The organism is Leyella stercorea (assembly GCF_019052365.1).
Taxonomy (GTDB): Bacteria; Bacteroidota; Bacteroidia; order Bacteroidales; family Bacteroidaceae; genus Prevotella.
In genome coordinates this window covers 1-16781 of sequence record NZ_JAHQUY010000015.1, presented here as the reverse complement: position 1 = coordinate 16781, position 16781 = coordinate 1, and the positions used below count along the sequence as shown (strand labels likewise).

Annotated in this window: 13 protein-coding genes; 3 read left to right on the top strand and 10 right to left on the bottom strand. The window is 50.5% G+C overall.

All coding sequences use genetic code 11. The features are described from left to right. Window positions 1–151: 151 nt before the first annotated feature. The 3 genes from KTQ90_RS04565 to KTQ90_RS04555 are packed head-to-tail and all read left to right on the top strand — an operon-like array spanning window position 152 to window position 3030. Window positions 152–1429, top strand: coding sequence for a replication-associated recombination protein A (locus KTQ90_RS04565; RefSeq protein WP_217317357.1), 1278 nt, complete (start codon window positions 152–154; stop codon window positions 1427–1429). A gap of 12 nt (window positions 1430–1441) precedes the next feature. Further along, window positions 1442–2395, top strand: coding sequence for a D-2-hydroxyacid dehydrogenase (locus KTQ90_RS04560; protein ID WP_217317356.1), 954 nt, complete (start codon window positions 1442–1444; stop codon window positions 2393–2395). Window positions 2396–2397: 2 nt separating this feature from the next. Beyond that, a complete protein-coding gene (locus KTQ90_RS04555; protein ID WP_022157546.1) occupies window positions 2398–3030 on the top strand; it encodes a trimeric intracellular cation channel family protein in 633 nt (210 codons plus the stop codon). 157 nt (window positions 3031–3187) lie between these two features. Here the strand turns inward: KTQ90_RS04555 and htpG are convergent, their stop codons facing one another. From htpG to KTQ90_RS04505, 10 genes are all read right to left on the bottom strand, one after another. Beyond that, complete coding sequence (gene htpG, locus KTQ90_RS04550) at window positions 3188–5245, bottom strand: molecular chaperone HtpG (protein ID WP_217317355.1); 2058 nt, start codon at window positions 5243–5245, stop codon at window positions 3188–3190. A gap of 696 nt (window positions 5246–5941) precedes the next feature. After that, window positions 5942–7723 (bottom strand): ABC-F family ATP-binding cassette domain-containing protein, encoded by a 1782-nt coding sequence (locus KTQ90_RS04545; protein ID WP_217317354.1) that lies wholly within the window; start codon window positions 7721–7723, stop codon window positions 5942–5944. After that, window positions 7724–8332, bottom strand: a complete 609-nt coding sequence (gene yihA / locus KTQ90_RS04540) for a ribosome biogenesis GTP-binding protein YihA/YsxC (RefSeq protein ID WP_022158402.1) — start codon at window positions 8330–8332, stop codon at window positions 7724–7726. A 66-nt stretch (window positions 8333–8398) separates the two neighbouring features. Continuing rightward, entirely contained in the window at window positions 8399–9652 is a 1254-nt protein-coding gene (locus tag KTQ90_RS04535) for an ABC transporter permease (protein ID WP_217317353.1), read from the bottom strand. A gap of 184 nt (window positions 9653–9836) precedes the next feature. Continuing rightward, a complete protein-coding gene (locus tag KTQ90_RS04530) occupies window positions 9837–11045 on the bottom strand; it encodes a pyridoxal phosphate-dependent aminotransferase (protein ID WP_217317352.1) in 1209 nt (402 codons plus the stop codon). Window positions 11046–11143: 98 nt separating this feature from the next. Then, entirely contained in the window at window positions 11144–12274 is a 1131-nt protein-coding gene (gene dprA, locus KTQ90_RS04525; protein ID WP_217317351.1) for a DNA-processing protein DprA, read from the bottom strand. Between the two features lie 84 nt (window positions 12275–12358). Beyond that, a complete protein-coding gene (locus tag KTQ90_RS04520) occupies window positions 12359–13825 on the bottom strand; it encodes an SLC13 family permease (protein WP_217317350.1) in 1467 nt (488 codons plus the stop codon). A 255-nt stretch (window positions 13826–14080) separates the two neighbouring features. After that, window positions 14081–14215, bottom strand: a complete 135-nt coding sequence (locus tag KTQ90_RS04515; protein ID WP_022158408.1) for a hypothetical protein — start codon at window positions 14213–14215, stop codon at window positions 14081–14083. A gap of 8 nt (window positions 14216–14223) precedes the next feature. Continuing rightward, window positions 14224–15621: a DUF4270 domain-containing protein gene (locus KTQ90_RS04510; protein ID WP_217317349.1), complete on the bottom strand. Its 1398-nt coding sequence runs from the start codon at window positions 15619–15621 to the stop codon at window positions 14224–14226. Window positions 15622–15652: 31 nt separating this feature from the next. Next, window positions 15653–16450 carry a glycogen/starch synthase gene (locus KTQ90_RS04505; protein ID WP_217317348.1) on the bottom strand — a complete coding sequence of 266 codons (798 nt, stop codon included), beginning with the start codon at window positions 16448–16450 and terminating at the stop codon, window positions 15653–15655. Between the last annotated feature and the right edge of the window lie 331 nt (window positions 16451–16781).

The following is a 16781-nucleotide window of genomic DNA, read 5'->3' as shown; positions in this document are numbered from 1 at the left end:
CAATGCCCATTAATCAGACTTCGATGTCTGACTAATGGGCATTTTTTTTGTTAATATGTTGAGGGCGTTTCTTTGTTAATTCGTTGAAACGAAGTGAATAAATGGGCGGCAAATCTTTGCTATTTCGCATATAATAACTAATTTTGTACTTATGAGTGAACCATTAGCTGAAAGAATGCGCCCGCGCTCGTTCGACGATTATGTCGGACAACAGCATTTAGTGGGCAAGGATGCCGTCCTGCGCAAGATGATTGAGAGCGGACGCGTGTCCTCCTTTATATTGTGGGGACCGCCCGGAGTGGGCAAAACCACTCTCGCACAGATTATTTCGCATCGTCTTGAGACACCGTTCTACACGCTTAGTGCCGTGACGAGTGGTGTTAAGGATGTGCGCGACGTGATAGAGCGTGCCAAGAGCGGACGCTTCTTCAATTCGGCTTCGCCCATTCTCTTCATCGACGAGATTCACCGCTTCAGCAAGTCGCAGCAGGATTCGCTGCTCGGCGCTGTGGAGCGAGGCATCGTCACGCTCATAGGTGCCACCACAGAGAACCCGTCGTTCGAGGTGATACGCCCGCTGCTCTCGCGCTGTCAGCTGTATGTTCTGAAACCTTTGGAGAAGGAAGACCTGCTGCAACTGCTCAATCGTGCTGTTACAACCGACGTTGAACTCTCGAAGCTCAATATCCAGTTGAAGCAGACCGACGCCTTGCTGCGCTATAGCGGTGGCGACGCCCGCAAGTTGCTCAACATCCTGCAACTCGTCGTTGAGTCGTGTCCTGGCGATCAGATAGTGATAGATGACGAAATGGTTGTGGCGTGCCTGCAGCAGAACCCGCTTGCATATGATAAGGAAGGCGAGATGCACTACGACATCATATCGGCGTTCATAAAGAGTATACGCGGAAGCGACCCTGACGGCGCACTCTACTGGATGGCGCGCATGATAGAGGGTGGGGAAGACCCGCAGTTCATAGCCCGTCGCCTCGTCATTAGTGCGGCTGAGGATATCGGACTCGCCAACCCCAATGCGCTTCTGCTTGCCAACGCCGCCTTCGACGCGGTGATGAAGATTGGTTGGCCCGAAGGACGCATACCTTTGGCTGAGGCTGTGGTGTATCTCGCTACAAGTCCGAAGAGCAACTCGGCGTATCTCGGCATCAATCACGCCTTGGAGATTGTGCGTCAGACTGGCAACCAGCCCGTTCCGCTCCATCTGCGCAATGCTCCGACGAAGTTGATGAAGGACCTCGGCTACAGCGATGGCTACAAGTACTCGCACGACTATCCCAACCACTTCGCGCCGCAACAGTATATGCCCGACGCGCTTAAGGACACACGCATTTGGCAACCGCAACACACGCCCATCGAGGAGCGCCAATACCAGCAAATGCTCCAGTGTTGGGGCGACAAATATAAAAACCAATAATTTTACAGGAATATGAAGATTGTAGTATTAGACGGTCAGGGCGTCAATCCTGGCGATATCTCTTGGAATAGAATTGAAGAACTCGGCGAACTTACCGTTTATCCGCGCACTGCGCCCGAAGAAGTGTTGCAGCATGTTGGCGACGCAGAGATTGTGCTTACTAACAAGACGGTGTTCGCCGCCAACATCATAGCCCAGCTCAAGAACACGAAGTATATCGGTGTGCTTGCCACAGGCTACAACGTGGTAGACACAAAGGCGGCACGCGAGCGTGGCATCGTTGTGACGAACATTCCGGCGTACAGCACGGACAGCGTAGCACAGATGGTGTTCGCCCACCTACTCAATGTCTCTAACCATGTAGAACACTATGCTGAGGAGACGCGCAACGGCGTATGGAGCCGTTGTCCAGACTTCTGCTACTGGAACACGCCGCTCTTCGAGCTTGCCGGCAAGACTCTCGGCATTGTCGGACTCGGACATATCGGTATGAAGGTGGCGCAGATAGCGCAGGCTTTCGGAATGAACGTGCTTGCCTATACAAGCAAGAGCCCCGACCAGCTGCCCGAATGGATTCGCAAGACTACGCTTGACGGACTCCTTGGCGCTTCTGATGTCGTGTCGCTGCATTGTCCGCTTACAGACACAACGCGCGAGCTGATGAACAGCGCTTCTATCGAAAAGATGCGCGACGGCGCGATACTTATCAACACTGGTCGCGGACCGCTCGTGAACGAGGCTGATGTTGCCGACGCACTTGCTTCGGGCAAGCTCGGCGCCTATTGTGCCGACGTGCTCTCAAGCGAACCGCCATCGGCGTCTAACCCGCTTATCGGTGTGCCGAACGCATTCATCACGCCGCACGTGGCTTGGGCTACGCTTGAGGCTCGTCTGCGCTTGATGGACATCGCCGTATGCAACATCAAGTCGTTCCTCGCAGGATCACCCACTAACGTTGTAAACTAAGAATGATGCCTACAGAAGATATCTACCAGCCCTTGCTCAATGTCATCGAGTTTCTCGGTACCTTCGCATTCGCCATCTCCGGCATCCGCCATGCCGCAGCCAAGCGCTTCGACTGGTTCGGCGGCTTCGTCTGTGGCGTTGCCGTAGCTATCGGCGGCGGTACGCTACGCGACATAATGCTCGGCGTAACGCCGTTCTGGATGACATCATCCATATACCTCATCTGTACGTTCATGGCGCAAATGTTCGTCATCGTCTTCGCGCGATCGCTGAAGCGACTCGACAACACGTGGTTCTTCTTCGACACGCTCGGCCTTGCGCTATTCACCGTGGCAGGCTTGCAGAAGACGCTCGACTGCGGCCATGCCTTCTGGGTGGCAATCATCATGGGCACAATCACAGGTTCTGCCGGTGGCGTGATACGTGACGTGCTGCTGAACAACGTGCCCGTAATCTTTCAGAAGGAGATATACGCTATGGCGAGTATCATCGGCGGACTTGCTTACTGGGCGCTCGTAGAGCTTGGTTGCGACATGACAATCTCCGTCATCATCGCCTTCCTTCTCATCGTAGTCATACGCATCCTCGCCGTGAAGTATCACATCTCGCTGCCCGTGCTGCGGGGAGAGGAATAAGCACTACATATTATTATATAAAGATAAAGCCCGACAACATGGAGCAGACACTCCGTGTTGTCGGGCTTTTTATTGTTTGTGTAGCGGAGTCCTTAAGGCTCCGCTACAGACTTGCCACATGATTTGCTAAATAAGATTTGCCGAATTGTCGCCAATCTTACTTGATAAGGTCAACCGAACGCTTCAGGAACGAGTCGAGTGCCGCACCCTTCAGCATGCCGTTCTGCAGCAATGCGAGGTCGATGAGCTGATGAACCACCTTGTTGCCGGCAGCGTATGCGGCGATGATGCCGTTCTTCTTTGTGCTCTGCTCCTCAATAGACTGCTCCGTGTTCTTAAGGTCGTCCTTCTCCTCCTGCGAGATTTCCTCAGGCTTCTTGCCGTTCTGACTCTGGTGCAAAGCAGCGAGGCGTGCTTCGAGACCCTTCAGTTCGCTCTCTACCGGCTGCAACTCTGCTGCGCATGCTGTCTTGCCGTCTTCGAGCACCTGCTTGATGAGCGGGTGATCGCTGTTGAGCACGAGGTTGAACGCATCAGGCATCTGTGCGTAGAACGCCATGCCAGCCTGGAACTTGCTTGCCTCCTTCATACGGCGCATGTACTCGCTCTGTGTGATGATCACCGGCAGCGTCTGCTCACCGAGAGCCTGCACGTCTACGTAGAACTCGGTCTTCTCCATCTTTGGCAGCTGTGAGCGGAACGCCTGCTCAAGGTTGGTACGCTCGTCCTTAGCGAGTTCGCTCTCCTTCTTGTCCTCCTTCTGTATGAGGCGGTCTATGATGTCGGCGTCCACACGCGAGAAGCGAGTCTTCTCAAGCTTCTGCTCGAGCATCGAAACCATCGGGTTGTCGAGCTGTCCGTCGAGCAGCAATACGCTGTAGCCCTTAGCCTTGGCAGCCTCGATGTAGCTGTACTCGCCCTCTTTGTCGTTGGCGTAGAGATAGACGAGGTTGCCTTCCTTGTCGGTCTGGTTGTCCTTGATGAGCGTCTTATACTCGTCGTATGTGAAGTATTTGCCGTCTACATCCTTCAGCAGCGCGAAGTCCTTAGCGCGGTCGTAGAAGTCTTCCTGCGAGAGCATACCGTAGTTGATGAAAATCTTCAGGTCGTCCCACTTCTCCTCATAGTCCTTGCGGTTCTCCTTGAAGATAGCTGCGAGACGGTCTGCCACCTTCTTTGTGATGTACTTCGAGATCTTCTTTACGTTGGCGTCACTCTGCAGATAAGAACGGCTCACGTTCAGCGGAATATCCGGCGAGTCGATGACGCCGTGGAGCAGGGTGAGGAACTCGGGCACGATGCCTTCCACCTGGTCGGTCACGAACACCTGGTTGCAGTAGAGCTGAATCTTGTTGCGCTGCAGCTCGATGTTCGACTTGATGCGCGGGAAGTAGAGAATGCCGGTGAGGTTGAACGGATAGTCGACGTTGAGGTGAATCCAGAACAGCGGCTCGTCCTGCATCGGGTAGAGTGTGCGGTAGAACGACTTGTAGTCTTCGTCTTTCAGCGTGCTCGGCGCCTTTGTCCAAAGCGGCTCAACGTTGTTGATGATGTTGTCCTCGTCGGTCTCCTGCTGCTTGCCGTCCTTCCACTCGGTCTTCTTGCCGAATGCAACGGGCACAGCCATGAACTTGCAGTACTTGTTCAGCAGCTCCTCAATCTTCTGCTTCTCGAGAAACTCCTTGCAGTCGTCGTCGATGTGCAGCACGATGTCCGAACCGCGGTCTGCCTTTTCCACGTCCTCAATCTCGAACTCAGGGCTACCATCGCAGCTCCACTTCACAGCCTTTGCGCCCTCTTTGTAGCTGCGTGTGATGATGTCCACCTTCTTGCTCACCATGAACGACGAGTAGAAGCCGAGGCCGAAGTGTCCGATGATAGCATTGGCGTTGTCCTTGTACTTGTCGAGGAAGTCGGTAACGCCAGAGAATGCAATCTGGTTGATATATTTGTTAATCTCCTCCTCGGTCATGCCGATGCCTCGGTCGCTGATGGTCAGCGTGCCTTTCTCGGTGTCGAGGCTTACGCGCACGGTGAGGTCGCCCAGTTCGCCCTTGAAGTCGCCGCGTTCGGCAAGCGTCTTCAGCTTCTGTGTAGCGTCGACGGCGTTAGACACCATCTCGCGGAGGAAAATCTCATGGTCTGAATAAAGAAACTTCTTGATGACAGGGAAGATGTTCTCTGTCGTTACTCCAATATTGCCTTTCTGTGCCATAGTATGAATTTGTATTTTTACTTTTAAGTTTTGTTTTTCTGATTTATAATCATAAACTCTTATTACAAATAGTGTGCCATTGCGACAGAAAGGCTCAAATTATGGGCAAACCAGGGCTATACAGACAGTTTTTAGTGTGAAGTGTGCCAAAAGTTGTCATTGCTTTCAGAATTTTACATATCTGAGTACGCTACGGATATTTGCATTTTTAAATGTTTTTAGCTTTTCATCTTTTTACTCTTATATGCAAATATTGTTTTGAAAACTTCCGCGAAAAAACTCATTATAGAAAAGTCAGAAGCGTAAAACGAGCGTTTTTGTGGTTCGGCGCAGCGAAAAATCTGCAAAAACCGAGACTTTTCAACCTAAAACGATAGGTTTTGCAAACTTTTCGTGAGACTTTACAATATAAAACGTGAGACTTTACCCGGTAAAAGCATAGCTTTTACATGGTAAAGTCTCACGATAAGTTTGGTTTTACATAAGAAAAAATTGCACACTTTCACGTTTATCGCCGCAAGACGTTGTAAACCATGTGTTTACGGTTGCACGCTCAAAACTCGCGAAAAACCGACAACGTATTTTGTTTTTGATTTTGCGGGCACTCCTGAGCGGTTAAAACGTGCAAATATTGTCTTGGCAAAAAGTATGCCAATAAAATGAAAGAGTTACGGCAGGTATGCTGTAGCCTCCTATTTATCCGTCAATTTCAGAAAGTTCGAGCCAGCGCATCTCTTTCTCCTCCAGCTCGTCCTTCACGAGCGGCAGGCGCTTGCTTTTTTCTGTCAGTTCGTCGATGGAGAGCGTGCCGCTGCATAGCGCCTCTTCGATGGTCTTCTGCTCTTTTTCGAGCGCAGCAATCTCCTTCTCAAGGCGTTCGAACTCGCACTTCTCCTTGTATGTCTTCTTGCGGCGTTGCTCGCCTACGAATTCGCGCTTCTCCTTCTTCTCCGAGTCGGCAGCGTTGTTCTTCGCGTCGGCTTGTTCCTTCGGTTTCAACGACTCCCACTCGCGGAACTGCGTGTAGTTGCCGGGGAAGTCCTTTATCTCGCCTTCGCCGCGGAACACGAGCAGGTGGTCTACAATCTTGTCCATGAAGAAGCGGTCGTGCGACACGATTATCACGCAACCGGGGAAGTCTTGCAGATACTCTTCGAGCACCTCGAGCGTCTGTATGTCGAGGTCGTTGGTAGGCTCGTCGAGCACGAGGAAGTTGGGGTTGCGCATCAGCACCGTGCACAGATAGAGCTTGCGACGCTCGCCGCCGGAGAGCTTGTAGACGTAGTCGTACTGCTGCTCGGGCGTGAAGAGGAAGTGCTGCAGGAGTTGCGTTGCGGTGATGTGCTTGCCGCCGCCGTAGTCTATGTAGTCGGCGATGTCGGCTATCACGTCAATGACGCGCTGGTCGTCGCGGAACTTCATGCCGTCCTGCGAGAAGTAGCCGAAGCGCACGGTGTCGCCCACGTCGAAGCGTCCGCTGTCGGGCGCCACTTCGCCGAGCAACATCTTTATGAATGTAGACTTGCCCGTGCCGTTGTTGCCCACGATGCCCATCTTCTCGAAGCGCTGGAAGTTGTAGTAGAAGTCCTTCAGTATTACCTTCTCGTCGAACGCTTTCGAGACGTACTGGCACTCGAATATCTTCGAACCGATGTACACGTTCTTCGACTTCAGACGCATCTGTCGTTCCTCGATGCGCTGCTTCGCCTTGCTCTCGAGGTCGTAGAACGCCTCCTCGCGGTAGCGTGCCTTGTGTCCGCGTGCCTGCGGCTGGCGGCGCATCCACTCGAGTTCGCGGCGGTAGAGGTTGTTGGCGCGCTCTATTTCGGCGCGTGTGGCGTCGATGCGCTCCTGACGCTTCTCCATGTAATACTGGAAGTTGCCGCGATATGAATAGACGGTATGGTTGTCGAGTTCGAGGATGATGTTGCAGACACGGTCGAGGAAGTAGCGGTCGTGCGTCACCATGAGCAGCGTCTTGTTGCCGCGCTGCAGATAGCCCTCAAGCCATTCTATCATCTCGAGGTCGAGGTGGTTTGTAGGCTCGTCGAGGATGAGCAGGTCGGGCTCGGTGATGAGCACGTTGGCGAGCGCGATACGCTTCTGCTGTCCGCCGCTGAGCTGTCCCATAGGCTGCGTGAGGTCGGTGATGTGCAGCTGCGTGAGTATCTGCTTAGCCTTCAATATGCGGTCGGGGTCGCCCTGATGGTTGAAGCAAGCGTCGAGCACCGACTCTTCGGGGTCGAACTTTGGCTGCTGTTCGAGAAAGCCAACCTTTATGTCGCGGCGGAAGATGATGCTGCCCGAGTCGACACTCTCCTTACCCGAGAGCAGCGAGAGCAGGGTAGACTTGCCTGTGCCGTTCTTGGCTATCAGACCTACGTGCTGGCCTTCGGCTATAGAGAACGAGATGTTCTCGAACAGAACGTGCGCACCGAACGCTTTCGATATGTTTTGAACGTCAAGTAATGGAGTCATTTATTCTGCGTCTTTAATTTCGTTCAGTATGTTTCCAATGTAGTCGAGCACCTCGTCGCGACCGGTCTTTTTCTCCGAACTGGTAATGAAGTAGGGCGGCAGCTCCTCCCACTGCTCCTTAAGCGAGTTCATCCACTTCGCTGCGTTCTGCTTGGCACGCACAGGTCCGAGCTTGTCGGCCTTGGTGAAGATGATGGAGAAGGGCACCGAGCTCTCGCCGAGCCAGTTGATGAAGTCGGTGTCTATCTTCATCGGGTCGTGGCGGATGTCGATGAGCACGAAGGTGTTCACCAGTTGCTGGCGCTGCAGAATGTACGATGTAATCATCTGGTCGAGCTTCTTCTGCACCGTCTTCGAACGCTTTGCAAAGCCGTAGCCCGGAAGGTCTACCAGATACCAGTCGTTGTTGATGATGAAGTGATTGATGAGCAGAGTCTTGCCCGGTGTGGCAGAGGTCTTTGCAAGGCCCTTGTGGTTGCAGAGCATATTGATAAGACTCGACTTGCCTACGTTAGAGCGTCCGATGAACGCGAATTCGGGCTTTGTGTCTTTAGGACACTGGCTCACGGTGGCAGCCGATATCGTGAATTCTGATTTCTTTATATCCATATTCTATGTGTTTCGTTTTTTAGTGAATGAATTGTTATTCGTATTGCATTGTCTGCGTCATGTGTATTATTCGTAACGCATTGAACGTGCGGGGTGGATGTGCGAGATGAGGTAGCTCGGAGCTATGAGCACCACGATGGCTATTAGCATTGTGGCTACGTTGAGCGCCACGACGAATAGCCAGTTTATCTCCACCGGAACGGTGTCGACGTAGTAGGTCGTGGGGTCGAGCTTAGCAAAGCCGGTGAAGTGTTGCAGTATGACGAGACCTAAGCCCAACAAGTTGCCCCAAAGCAGACCCTTGCCGATGATGAAAGCGGCGAACCAAAGGAACGTGTGGCGCACCGTCTTGTTGCGTGCACCGAGCGCCTTGAGTATGCCGATCATCGTTGTGCGCTCAAGTATGATGATGAGCAGACCGGATATCATTGTGACAACCGCAACGGCAGTCATGATGGCGAGGATTATCCACACGTTGAGGTCGAGAAGGTCGAGCCATGAGAATATCTGTGGCGACAACTCGCGTATCGTTTTCGACGAGTAGGTGGCGCCGTTGCAGTCCATTGTGCGGTTCACTTTCTTCACGATGATGTGCTCCGTGTCGTCGAGCTTGCTGAAGTCGGCTACGGTAAGTTCGGCTCCCGACACCTGACCGGGACTGAAGTTGTTCAGCTTAACGGCTGTATACAAGTCGCAGAAGCAGATAGCGTTGTCGTATTGCGAGAGGTTGGTCTGGTAGACGCCCGTGATGGTGAAGCGGCGTGCTCTCACTCCGTTCTCGTCAATGAAGTAGGCGAAGATGCGGTCGCCGCACTTTGTCTGCAGCTTGTCTGCCATCGACTTCGATATGAGAATCTTGTTGCCGCTCTTCTCACCAGAGAACTGCGGTATGTAGCCTTCCACCATATTGCTGTGGATGAACGTTGTGTCGAAGGCTTCGTCAACACCCTTGAATGCAACTCCAAGGAAATCGTTGTCGGTCTTCAGTATGCCTTGCTTCATGGCGAAACGCTGCACATGGCTCACGCCGTCAATGTTTTTCAGCACATTTACCATCGAGTCGTTGATAACGATAGGCTGGTCGGTGGCTGATGTCTGCAACGCATAGAAGTTGGCTATCTGTATATGACTGCCGAAGCCTACAACCTTGTCGCGTATGGTATGCTTGAAACCAAGCACTACGCACACGCTGATAATCATCACAGCCAGTCCGATTGCTACGCCCATCGTGGCTATGCGTATAGCGGGCTTCGATACCTTTTGGCGGTCACTTATCTGGTTGGAGTATATGCGGCGGGCTACGAAAAGCGGAAAGTTCATAGTCTTCTGTTTGGTAGTTAAAAAATAAGGAGCTAAGAAGTTGAGCCGTTGTTATGGCTTGTTGTATCTGCCGTAAAAACGCTGGGCTTAACTTCTTAACTCCTCAATTCTTATGTTCTATTGTCTTAATATCTAAATATATTTATTTTTGAATGTTCTTGATGCTCCGATTAACATGAATGTATTAATCGTTGCTGTCCACTCTGCCTGGATATGCCTCAAGAGCCTTGCGCAGAACGATGAGCGCACGCTCAAGGTCTTCCTTCTTCAGCACGTAGGCGATGCGCACCTGATTGATGCCTGCACCCGGTGTGGTGTAGAAGCCTGCGGCAGGAGCCATCATGACGGTCTCGCCCTCGTACTGGAACTCCTCAAGACACCAGCGGCAGAATTTCTCGCTGTCGTCTACAGGCAACTTGGCTACGGTGTAGAAGGCGCCCATAGGTATCGGCGAGTAAACGCCCGGTATGCGGTTGAGACCATCGATGAGACACTTGCGGCGCTCTACGTATTCCTCGTAAACGTCGCGGTAGTAGTCCTCGGGCGCATCAAGCGATGCCTCGGCTACTATCTGACCAAGCAGAGGAGGAGAGAGGCGCGCCTGGCACAGCTTCATTACGGCTGCACGCACCTGCGGGTTCTTCGTAATCAAGGCTCCGATGCGGATGCCGCACTCGCTGTAGCGCTTGGAAACGGAGTCGATAAGTATCACGTTGTCCTCGATTCCTTCAAGATGGCAGGCTGAGATGTAAGGCGAACCGGTGTAGATGTACTCACGATAAACCTCGTCCGAGAACAGATAGAGGTCGTACTTTTTCACCAAGTCGCGAATCTGGTTCATCTCGCGGCGTGTGTAGAGATAGCCTGTAGGGTTGTTCGGGTTGCAAATCAGAATGGCACGTGTGCGCTCGTTGATGAGTTCCTCGAACTTCTCCACCTTAGGCAGCGAGAAGCCTTCCTCTATGGTTGTGGCGATTGTGCGGATCTTTGCGCCTGCCGAAATAGCAAAGGCCATATAGTTGGCGTAAGCTGGCTCAGGGATGATGATTTCGTCGCCCGGGTTAAGGCACGACATGAACGCGAAAAGCACCGCTTCAGAACCACCGGCTGTAATGATGATGTCGTCTGCCGACACATTAATATTAAAGCGCTTGTAATAACCGGTCAGTCGCTCGCGGTATGAGAGATAGCCCTGCGACGGCGAATATTCGAGCACACTACGGTCGATGTGCTTCAATGCGTCGAGTCCTACTAGTGGAGTGGGCAGGTCGGGCTGTCCGATATTGAGGTGGTAGACTTTCACGCCACGCTTTTTGGCGTCAACTGCCAAAGGCGCTAATTTGCGAATCGGCGATTCGGGCATTTCAAGTCCTCGTGTTGAGATTTCTGGCATTTGCGTATTTGTTTATTGTTATATTATTTCTTTGAGTATTATGCAAAGTTACGACAATTAGAAATAAGTGCAAAATTTTTATACCTAAAATTCTAATATTAGCCAAGTAAATGGTACACTCCTCCTGCGTATAGCTTGATAACACCTTTCAATTCGAGGCTGAACAAGAGTGCTGAGATGCTGCCAATAGGCAGTCCGGTCTGCACGGCGATGATGTTCAGTTGCAGGTCGTTGTTCTTTTGCAGCAGTTCTACTATGCGCGTTTCTTCGGCTGTCAGTTCGGGAAACAGTTGGCGTTCGATGCCTTTAGCCCGAGCTTCCTTCACTTTGTTATCCTGCTCCCATCCCATTGCGTTTACAAAGTCTTCGGCGCAGGTTATCAAGGCAGCCTTGTTGTCGCGTATGAGTTTGTTGCAACCTTCGCTGTATGGCGAATTCACGTTGCCTGGAAAGGTGAAAACGTCGCGGGCGTAGCTTTGTGCGATGTCGGCTGTTATCAGACTGCCGCCGCGTGCCGCACTCTCCACCACGATTGTGGCGTCGGAAATGCCTGCTACGATGCGGTTGCGTCTCACGAAGTTCATCTTGTCGGGGTTTGTGTTCGTAAGAAATTCCGTCAGAAGTCCGCCGTGCGAGAGCATCTCTTTTGCTGTGTCACGATGGGCGGAAGGATAAAGCATGTCCAAGCCGTGTGCCAATACGCCTACGGTGTCGAACCCGTTCTTCAGAGCGTTACGGTGTGCGCAGATGTCCACTCCATACGCCAGACCGCTCACGATGAGCACATCTGGGCAAAGCTCTTTAAGCGACCGGCAGAAGTTGTTGATGATATCTTGTCCGTAGGCTGTGCAATGGCGTGTGCCTACAACCGACACGATGCGACGCTGGTTGAGGTCGGCATTGCCACGATAGAAAAGTACGATTGGGGTATCGTCGCAGTTGCGCATTCGTTCTGGATAATCGTCGCATGCCATCGTCAATGGACGAATGGCATGCGCGTTATCAAATTCTAATTCAGCTTCTGCACGATGCAGGGCTTCGGAAACATCGCTCAGCGCATTAATAAGGCGTGGAGAAGCGTCGCTGATAACGTCCTTGATGTTATTGCGGTTCTCCATAATAGCTGTTGCCGAACCGAGCTTGCGGTATAGTTGCAAGCAGGTGGCTGTATTGAAATAGCTAATGCGTGTTAATGCTATAGCGTAAAGTGTTTCCTGTGAAAAAGACATGTGTTTTCTGTATATCCTTATATTGTTATGCGTGCAATAATATGTTTTATGATATTATTGCACGCACTATTTAACATGCATGTATTACTGCCATGCGTGCATCTCTCCGAGGAAGAAGAGCAATAAGTAGCCAAGTACCAAACCGATGATACCCATTGTCAGACCAATCTTCATCATCTCGTTCTGCTTTACCAAACCAGTTGAGTGAGCGATAGCATTTGGAGGTGTAGAGATAGGCAGAGTCATTGCGACAGATGCTGCTACAGCAATACCGATAAGTACGGTAGGTGTGCCGCCGATGCTCTCAAGCGAGTTGCCCATACCCTTACATACAACGGCAAGGATTGGTACGAGGAGTGCTGCCGTTGCGGTGTTTGAGATGAAGTTTGAGAGAAGGTAGCAGATGATACCTGAAGCAAGCAGGATAACTACCGGCGACCATGAGCTGAACGGAATGCTCTTGATTACGTTCTCTGCGAGACCCGACTCGTTGAGTGCAAGTCCGAGTGCGAAACCACCGGCTACCATCCAGATAACGCTCCAGTTGATTTCCTCCAAGTCGCGTGCCTTGATTACGCCAGTGAAGGCGAACACAACGATTGGCACCATTGCTACTGTGTTTGCACCTACACCGGTCCAGCGGTCGCAAATCCACAACAATACAGTAACGATGAATGTTCCGGCAACTACAATTGTGCGCCAGTTGTGCTGCACTTCGCCTTCAATCTCAAGCTCGATGGTCTTCTTTTTGAACGGGAAGAACTTCTTGAGCAAGAACCAACCGATAAGGAGCAAAACGATTGTAAGCGGAAGCATGTACATCATCCATTCGCCGAAACCGATACCGAGGTTCAAGCCTGTTGGTGAGTTTAGGTATTTCAACGCGATTGCGTTAGGAGGTGTGCCGATAGGTGTTCCCATACCGCCGATGTTGGCAGCAACTGGGATAGACAGCGTAAGAGCTACGCGGCCTTTGCCTTCAGGCGGGAGAGCCTTGAAAACCGGTGCAAGGAATGTGAGCATCATCGCAGCTGTAGCGGTGTTGCTGACGAACATTGAGAATACGCCGGTGATGAGGATGAAGCCGAGGAGCACATTATCGCTCTTGTTGCCGAAAGGCTTAAGCAGAGTGCGTGCCAGAAGCACGTCAAGTCCCGACTTTGTTGCTGCGATAGCGAGGATGAAACCGCCGAGGAAGAGGATGATTATCGGGTCGGCGAATGTAGCCATAAGAGCGCTATGGTCGAGCAGTTCTTCCTTTTCAATGCCTGAACGGAAGAAGTGGAACGCATTGTCGGATGTTGTGAATAGCAACAAGCCGATAAGCGATACGGATGTTGCCCAAGGCGAAATGGCTTCTGTTACCCACAGGATTGTTGCCAGTGCGAACACTGCGATAATGCGTTGCTGGATAACGGTGAGCCCTTCAATTCCGAAACTGCTTGTAGGTAGGTTCCAGAGCACAATTGTGACAAGAACCGCTAAAGCGAAGAGTAGGGCATTTTTCTTGCTAAAGTCTCCTTTGAGGAGGTTTCTTTTTTCTGTTGCCATAAAGTTTTAATAGGTTAGAATTATTTGTTTTTATAGTTATTAGTAATTCCGCAAAGTTAAGCAAAATAAATTCTCCGTCAAAACTTTTCTGAATAATTTATTTTAAAAGCAGTTAAGCCTCGGTTAATTGCATTCTTGTAATAGTCTATACAAACAAAGAGCCGCTCCATACAATGATGGAACGGCTCTTTGTCTTTATTTGCTATTGAATTAAACGTCATTCAATCTTATGGTATTGAATTATGTCTCTTCAAATTAGTCGTTATTGAATTTCTCGCGCGCCTTTCTCAGTATCTCTGACACGCTTGCAGCTTTCTTAGTAGATCGCTGCCACTGTTGCTTGCGCTCCTCGTAGTCGCGTCGTTGGCGTTCAAGAAAGTTGTCTGCCATAAATCTGCTTATTTGAATTTGCTGTATATGACAGTGATGTTGATGGCACCATTCTGATTCTCGCTTCCGCCAACCAGTTTTGTGCTTGAGATAGACATATCGTGTGTGAGGTTTGTCATTTCGCCTGACGTGTTGTAAGTCGGAGTGACCGGAATGATAACCACCTTATCCCAATCCTTGTTCTGCTTGTTCTCGCTCATGTAGCGTACCAGACTTCCGATGTTGTTGAACGTGTACTGGTTCGTCGTGCTGCTGTATGTAGCAAGGAACGATGTCTTGTAGTTGGCTACCTGCTTGTTCTCGAAGAACGAGTACATCTCAGCCTTCGGGATCATCAGCAGAGTGGTGGGGATATTGAGCGCATAATCGCTGTTTACAGTTGAATTGATGCGCGACAGACTAACCTTTGCAGTATTGATTGTGTCGTTCTCGTGACCTCTCATAATCTGCTCAACCGGAATTGTCATCTCTGTAAAGATTCCTGCAGGCGACTTTATGTAAGTGCAAGAGTTATCTTCGGCGAGTCGCTTGATGGCGGCCTTGTCGTTGATGATATTCGTTGTCTGCAACACTTCTTCTGTACCAGGGAACGCAGCTGTAGAGACGATGATGGTGTCTTTCTTTGCGCCATCCGTGGTCGTCGTGGTCGTCTTATGCTTGAAGTATACGTTCAACTGGCTGAGATATACATGTGCCATAGCTCCCAGTCCGCTTCGGGTCTTGAAATAGAAGCCCGGTGTAACCTTATTAATAAAGGTATAGGCGTTCTTGAAGTCCTCCTTCTTGTCGTAGAAGTGGCGCATGATGTCTGTACCGAACGAAGCGTCGAGCGGTATGCGTATCGACTTGATGTAGTCGGAACTGTTGCGAGTAGCAGCGTCAACATTAAGGTCTACGAGAGTGTACACTTTGTTTACACCGTTGCTCTTGTTCACGAAACCTTCTTTCTCTGGATTGAAGTTAGAGTAGTACGTCTTTTCCGGTATAGGCTTCGACAGCTCGTAAGCCGTGAGCTTCATTGGTGCCAGCGAATCGCCGTAATACTCTTTGTAGTAGAGCCGGATGTCGCAAGAGTCTGCAACGATTTTGCCGTTTACGAGGCTCTTGATGCTGTCCTTTTCAGGAAACTCGAATCCTTCGGGCAGATAGAACTGCGTCATGAAGTCGCTGCTGAGGTAAGCGCCCGTCTCCGGATCGCGCACCTTGCCGATGTAGCCGGTGTATGTTCTTGCCAAAACCGAGTCGGCGACGATTGAGCGTGTTTTTATCTCGAAGGTATCTGTGACTATATTCAGGCCGTCGCTGCCGTCAATGAGCGTACCACTGCCGATGTCGCCAGTGGTATCGTCGCATGACGTGAATATAAAAGTGGCAAGTGCTAAACCCGCCAAAAACTTTAGCTTCATATTCAAAATGTATTGATTTTGATTGTCAGCCCTACAGTTTCTCGTAGAATTCCTTGTAGGCCTCTGTGTAGTTTTCTCCAGGATATTTCAGGATAGGCAAGCCCTTGCTCTCAGCGTATGCCAGCAACTCCGGATTAGCGTTCTCCTCAGCCTCGATTACAGCATCGCTATTGTCGATAGCCAGTTTGCAGAACTCCATGAAGTCGAAGTCGTCCTTGTATGCGCTGAGACTGTCAACGGTGATGTCCTTAAACTCAAGACAGTTCTTGAAGTTGTTGCCGATGTCCTTTGATAAGCCGTCCTTGAAAATTGACGTTACGATTTTTGTGTCGTTGAATGTCGGTTCGTCGTTGTATGCAGCCTTGATGAAGAGCGGCACGATGTACGACATCCAGCCTTGGCAGTGGATTACTTCAGACGACCATCTGAGCTTCTTTACTGTTTCCAATACGCCACGTGCGAAGAAAATAGCTCTTTCGCCGTTGTCGTCGTATTCTTCGCCATTTTCATCCACAGCCATCTTGCGCTTCATGAAGTAGTCGTCGTTGTCGATGAAGTACACCTGAAGGCGTGTCTGCGGAATGGATGCTACCTTGATTATCAGTGGATGATCGGTATCGTCGATGACGAGATTCATTCCTGAAAGGCGTATTACCTCATGAAGTTGTCCTCTGCGCTCGTTGATATTGCCCCATTTGGGCATGAACGTGCGAATTTCGAAACCTTCTTCCTGCATTTTTGTCGGAAGGTCTCTACCCATGATTGAGAGTGCTGTTTCGGGTACATACGGAGCAATCTCCTGATTGATAAAAAGTACTTTCTTTGCCATGCTTTGATATTTAATATGTGCGAAAGTCGCGTTGTTTCGGGCCTCGTTGGCTCAAGCATACGTGCATGCACAAATGCAAAGTTACAAAAAAAATCTCAGAAAACGCTTGTTTTGTTCGTTTTACCCCGTTTATGGGTTTGTTTTTTTAATGTAATTCTTTCTTATTAAGAAATTATTGCACAATAAGTTGTGTTTTTAGAAGAAAGATAGTGCGTATTAAGAATATATCGGGTGGGGTACGGGTTTGGGAATAGTGTGCTGTATGATGATAAGTTGTCATTAGTGTCCCGTTAAAATCGGGACCAGTTAAATATTAATCAAATAACCCCGG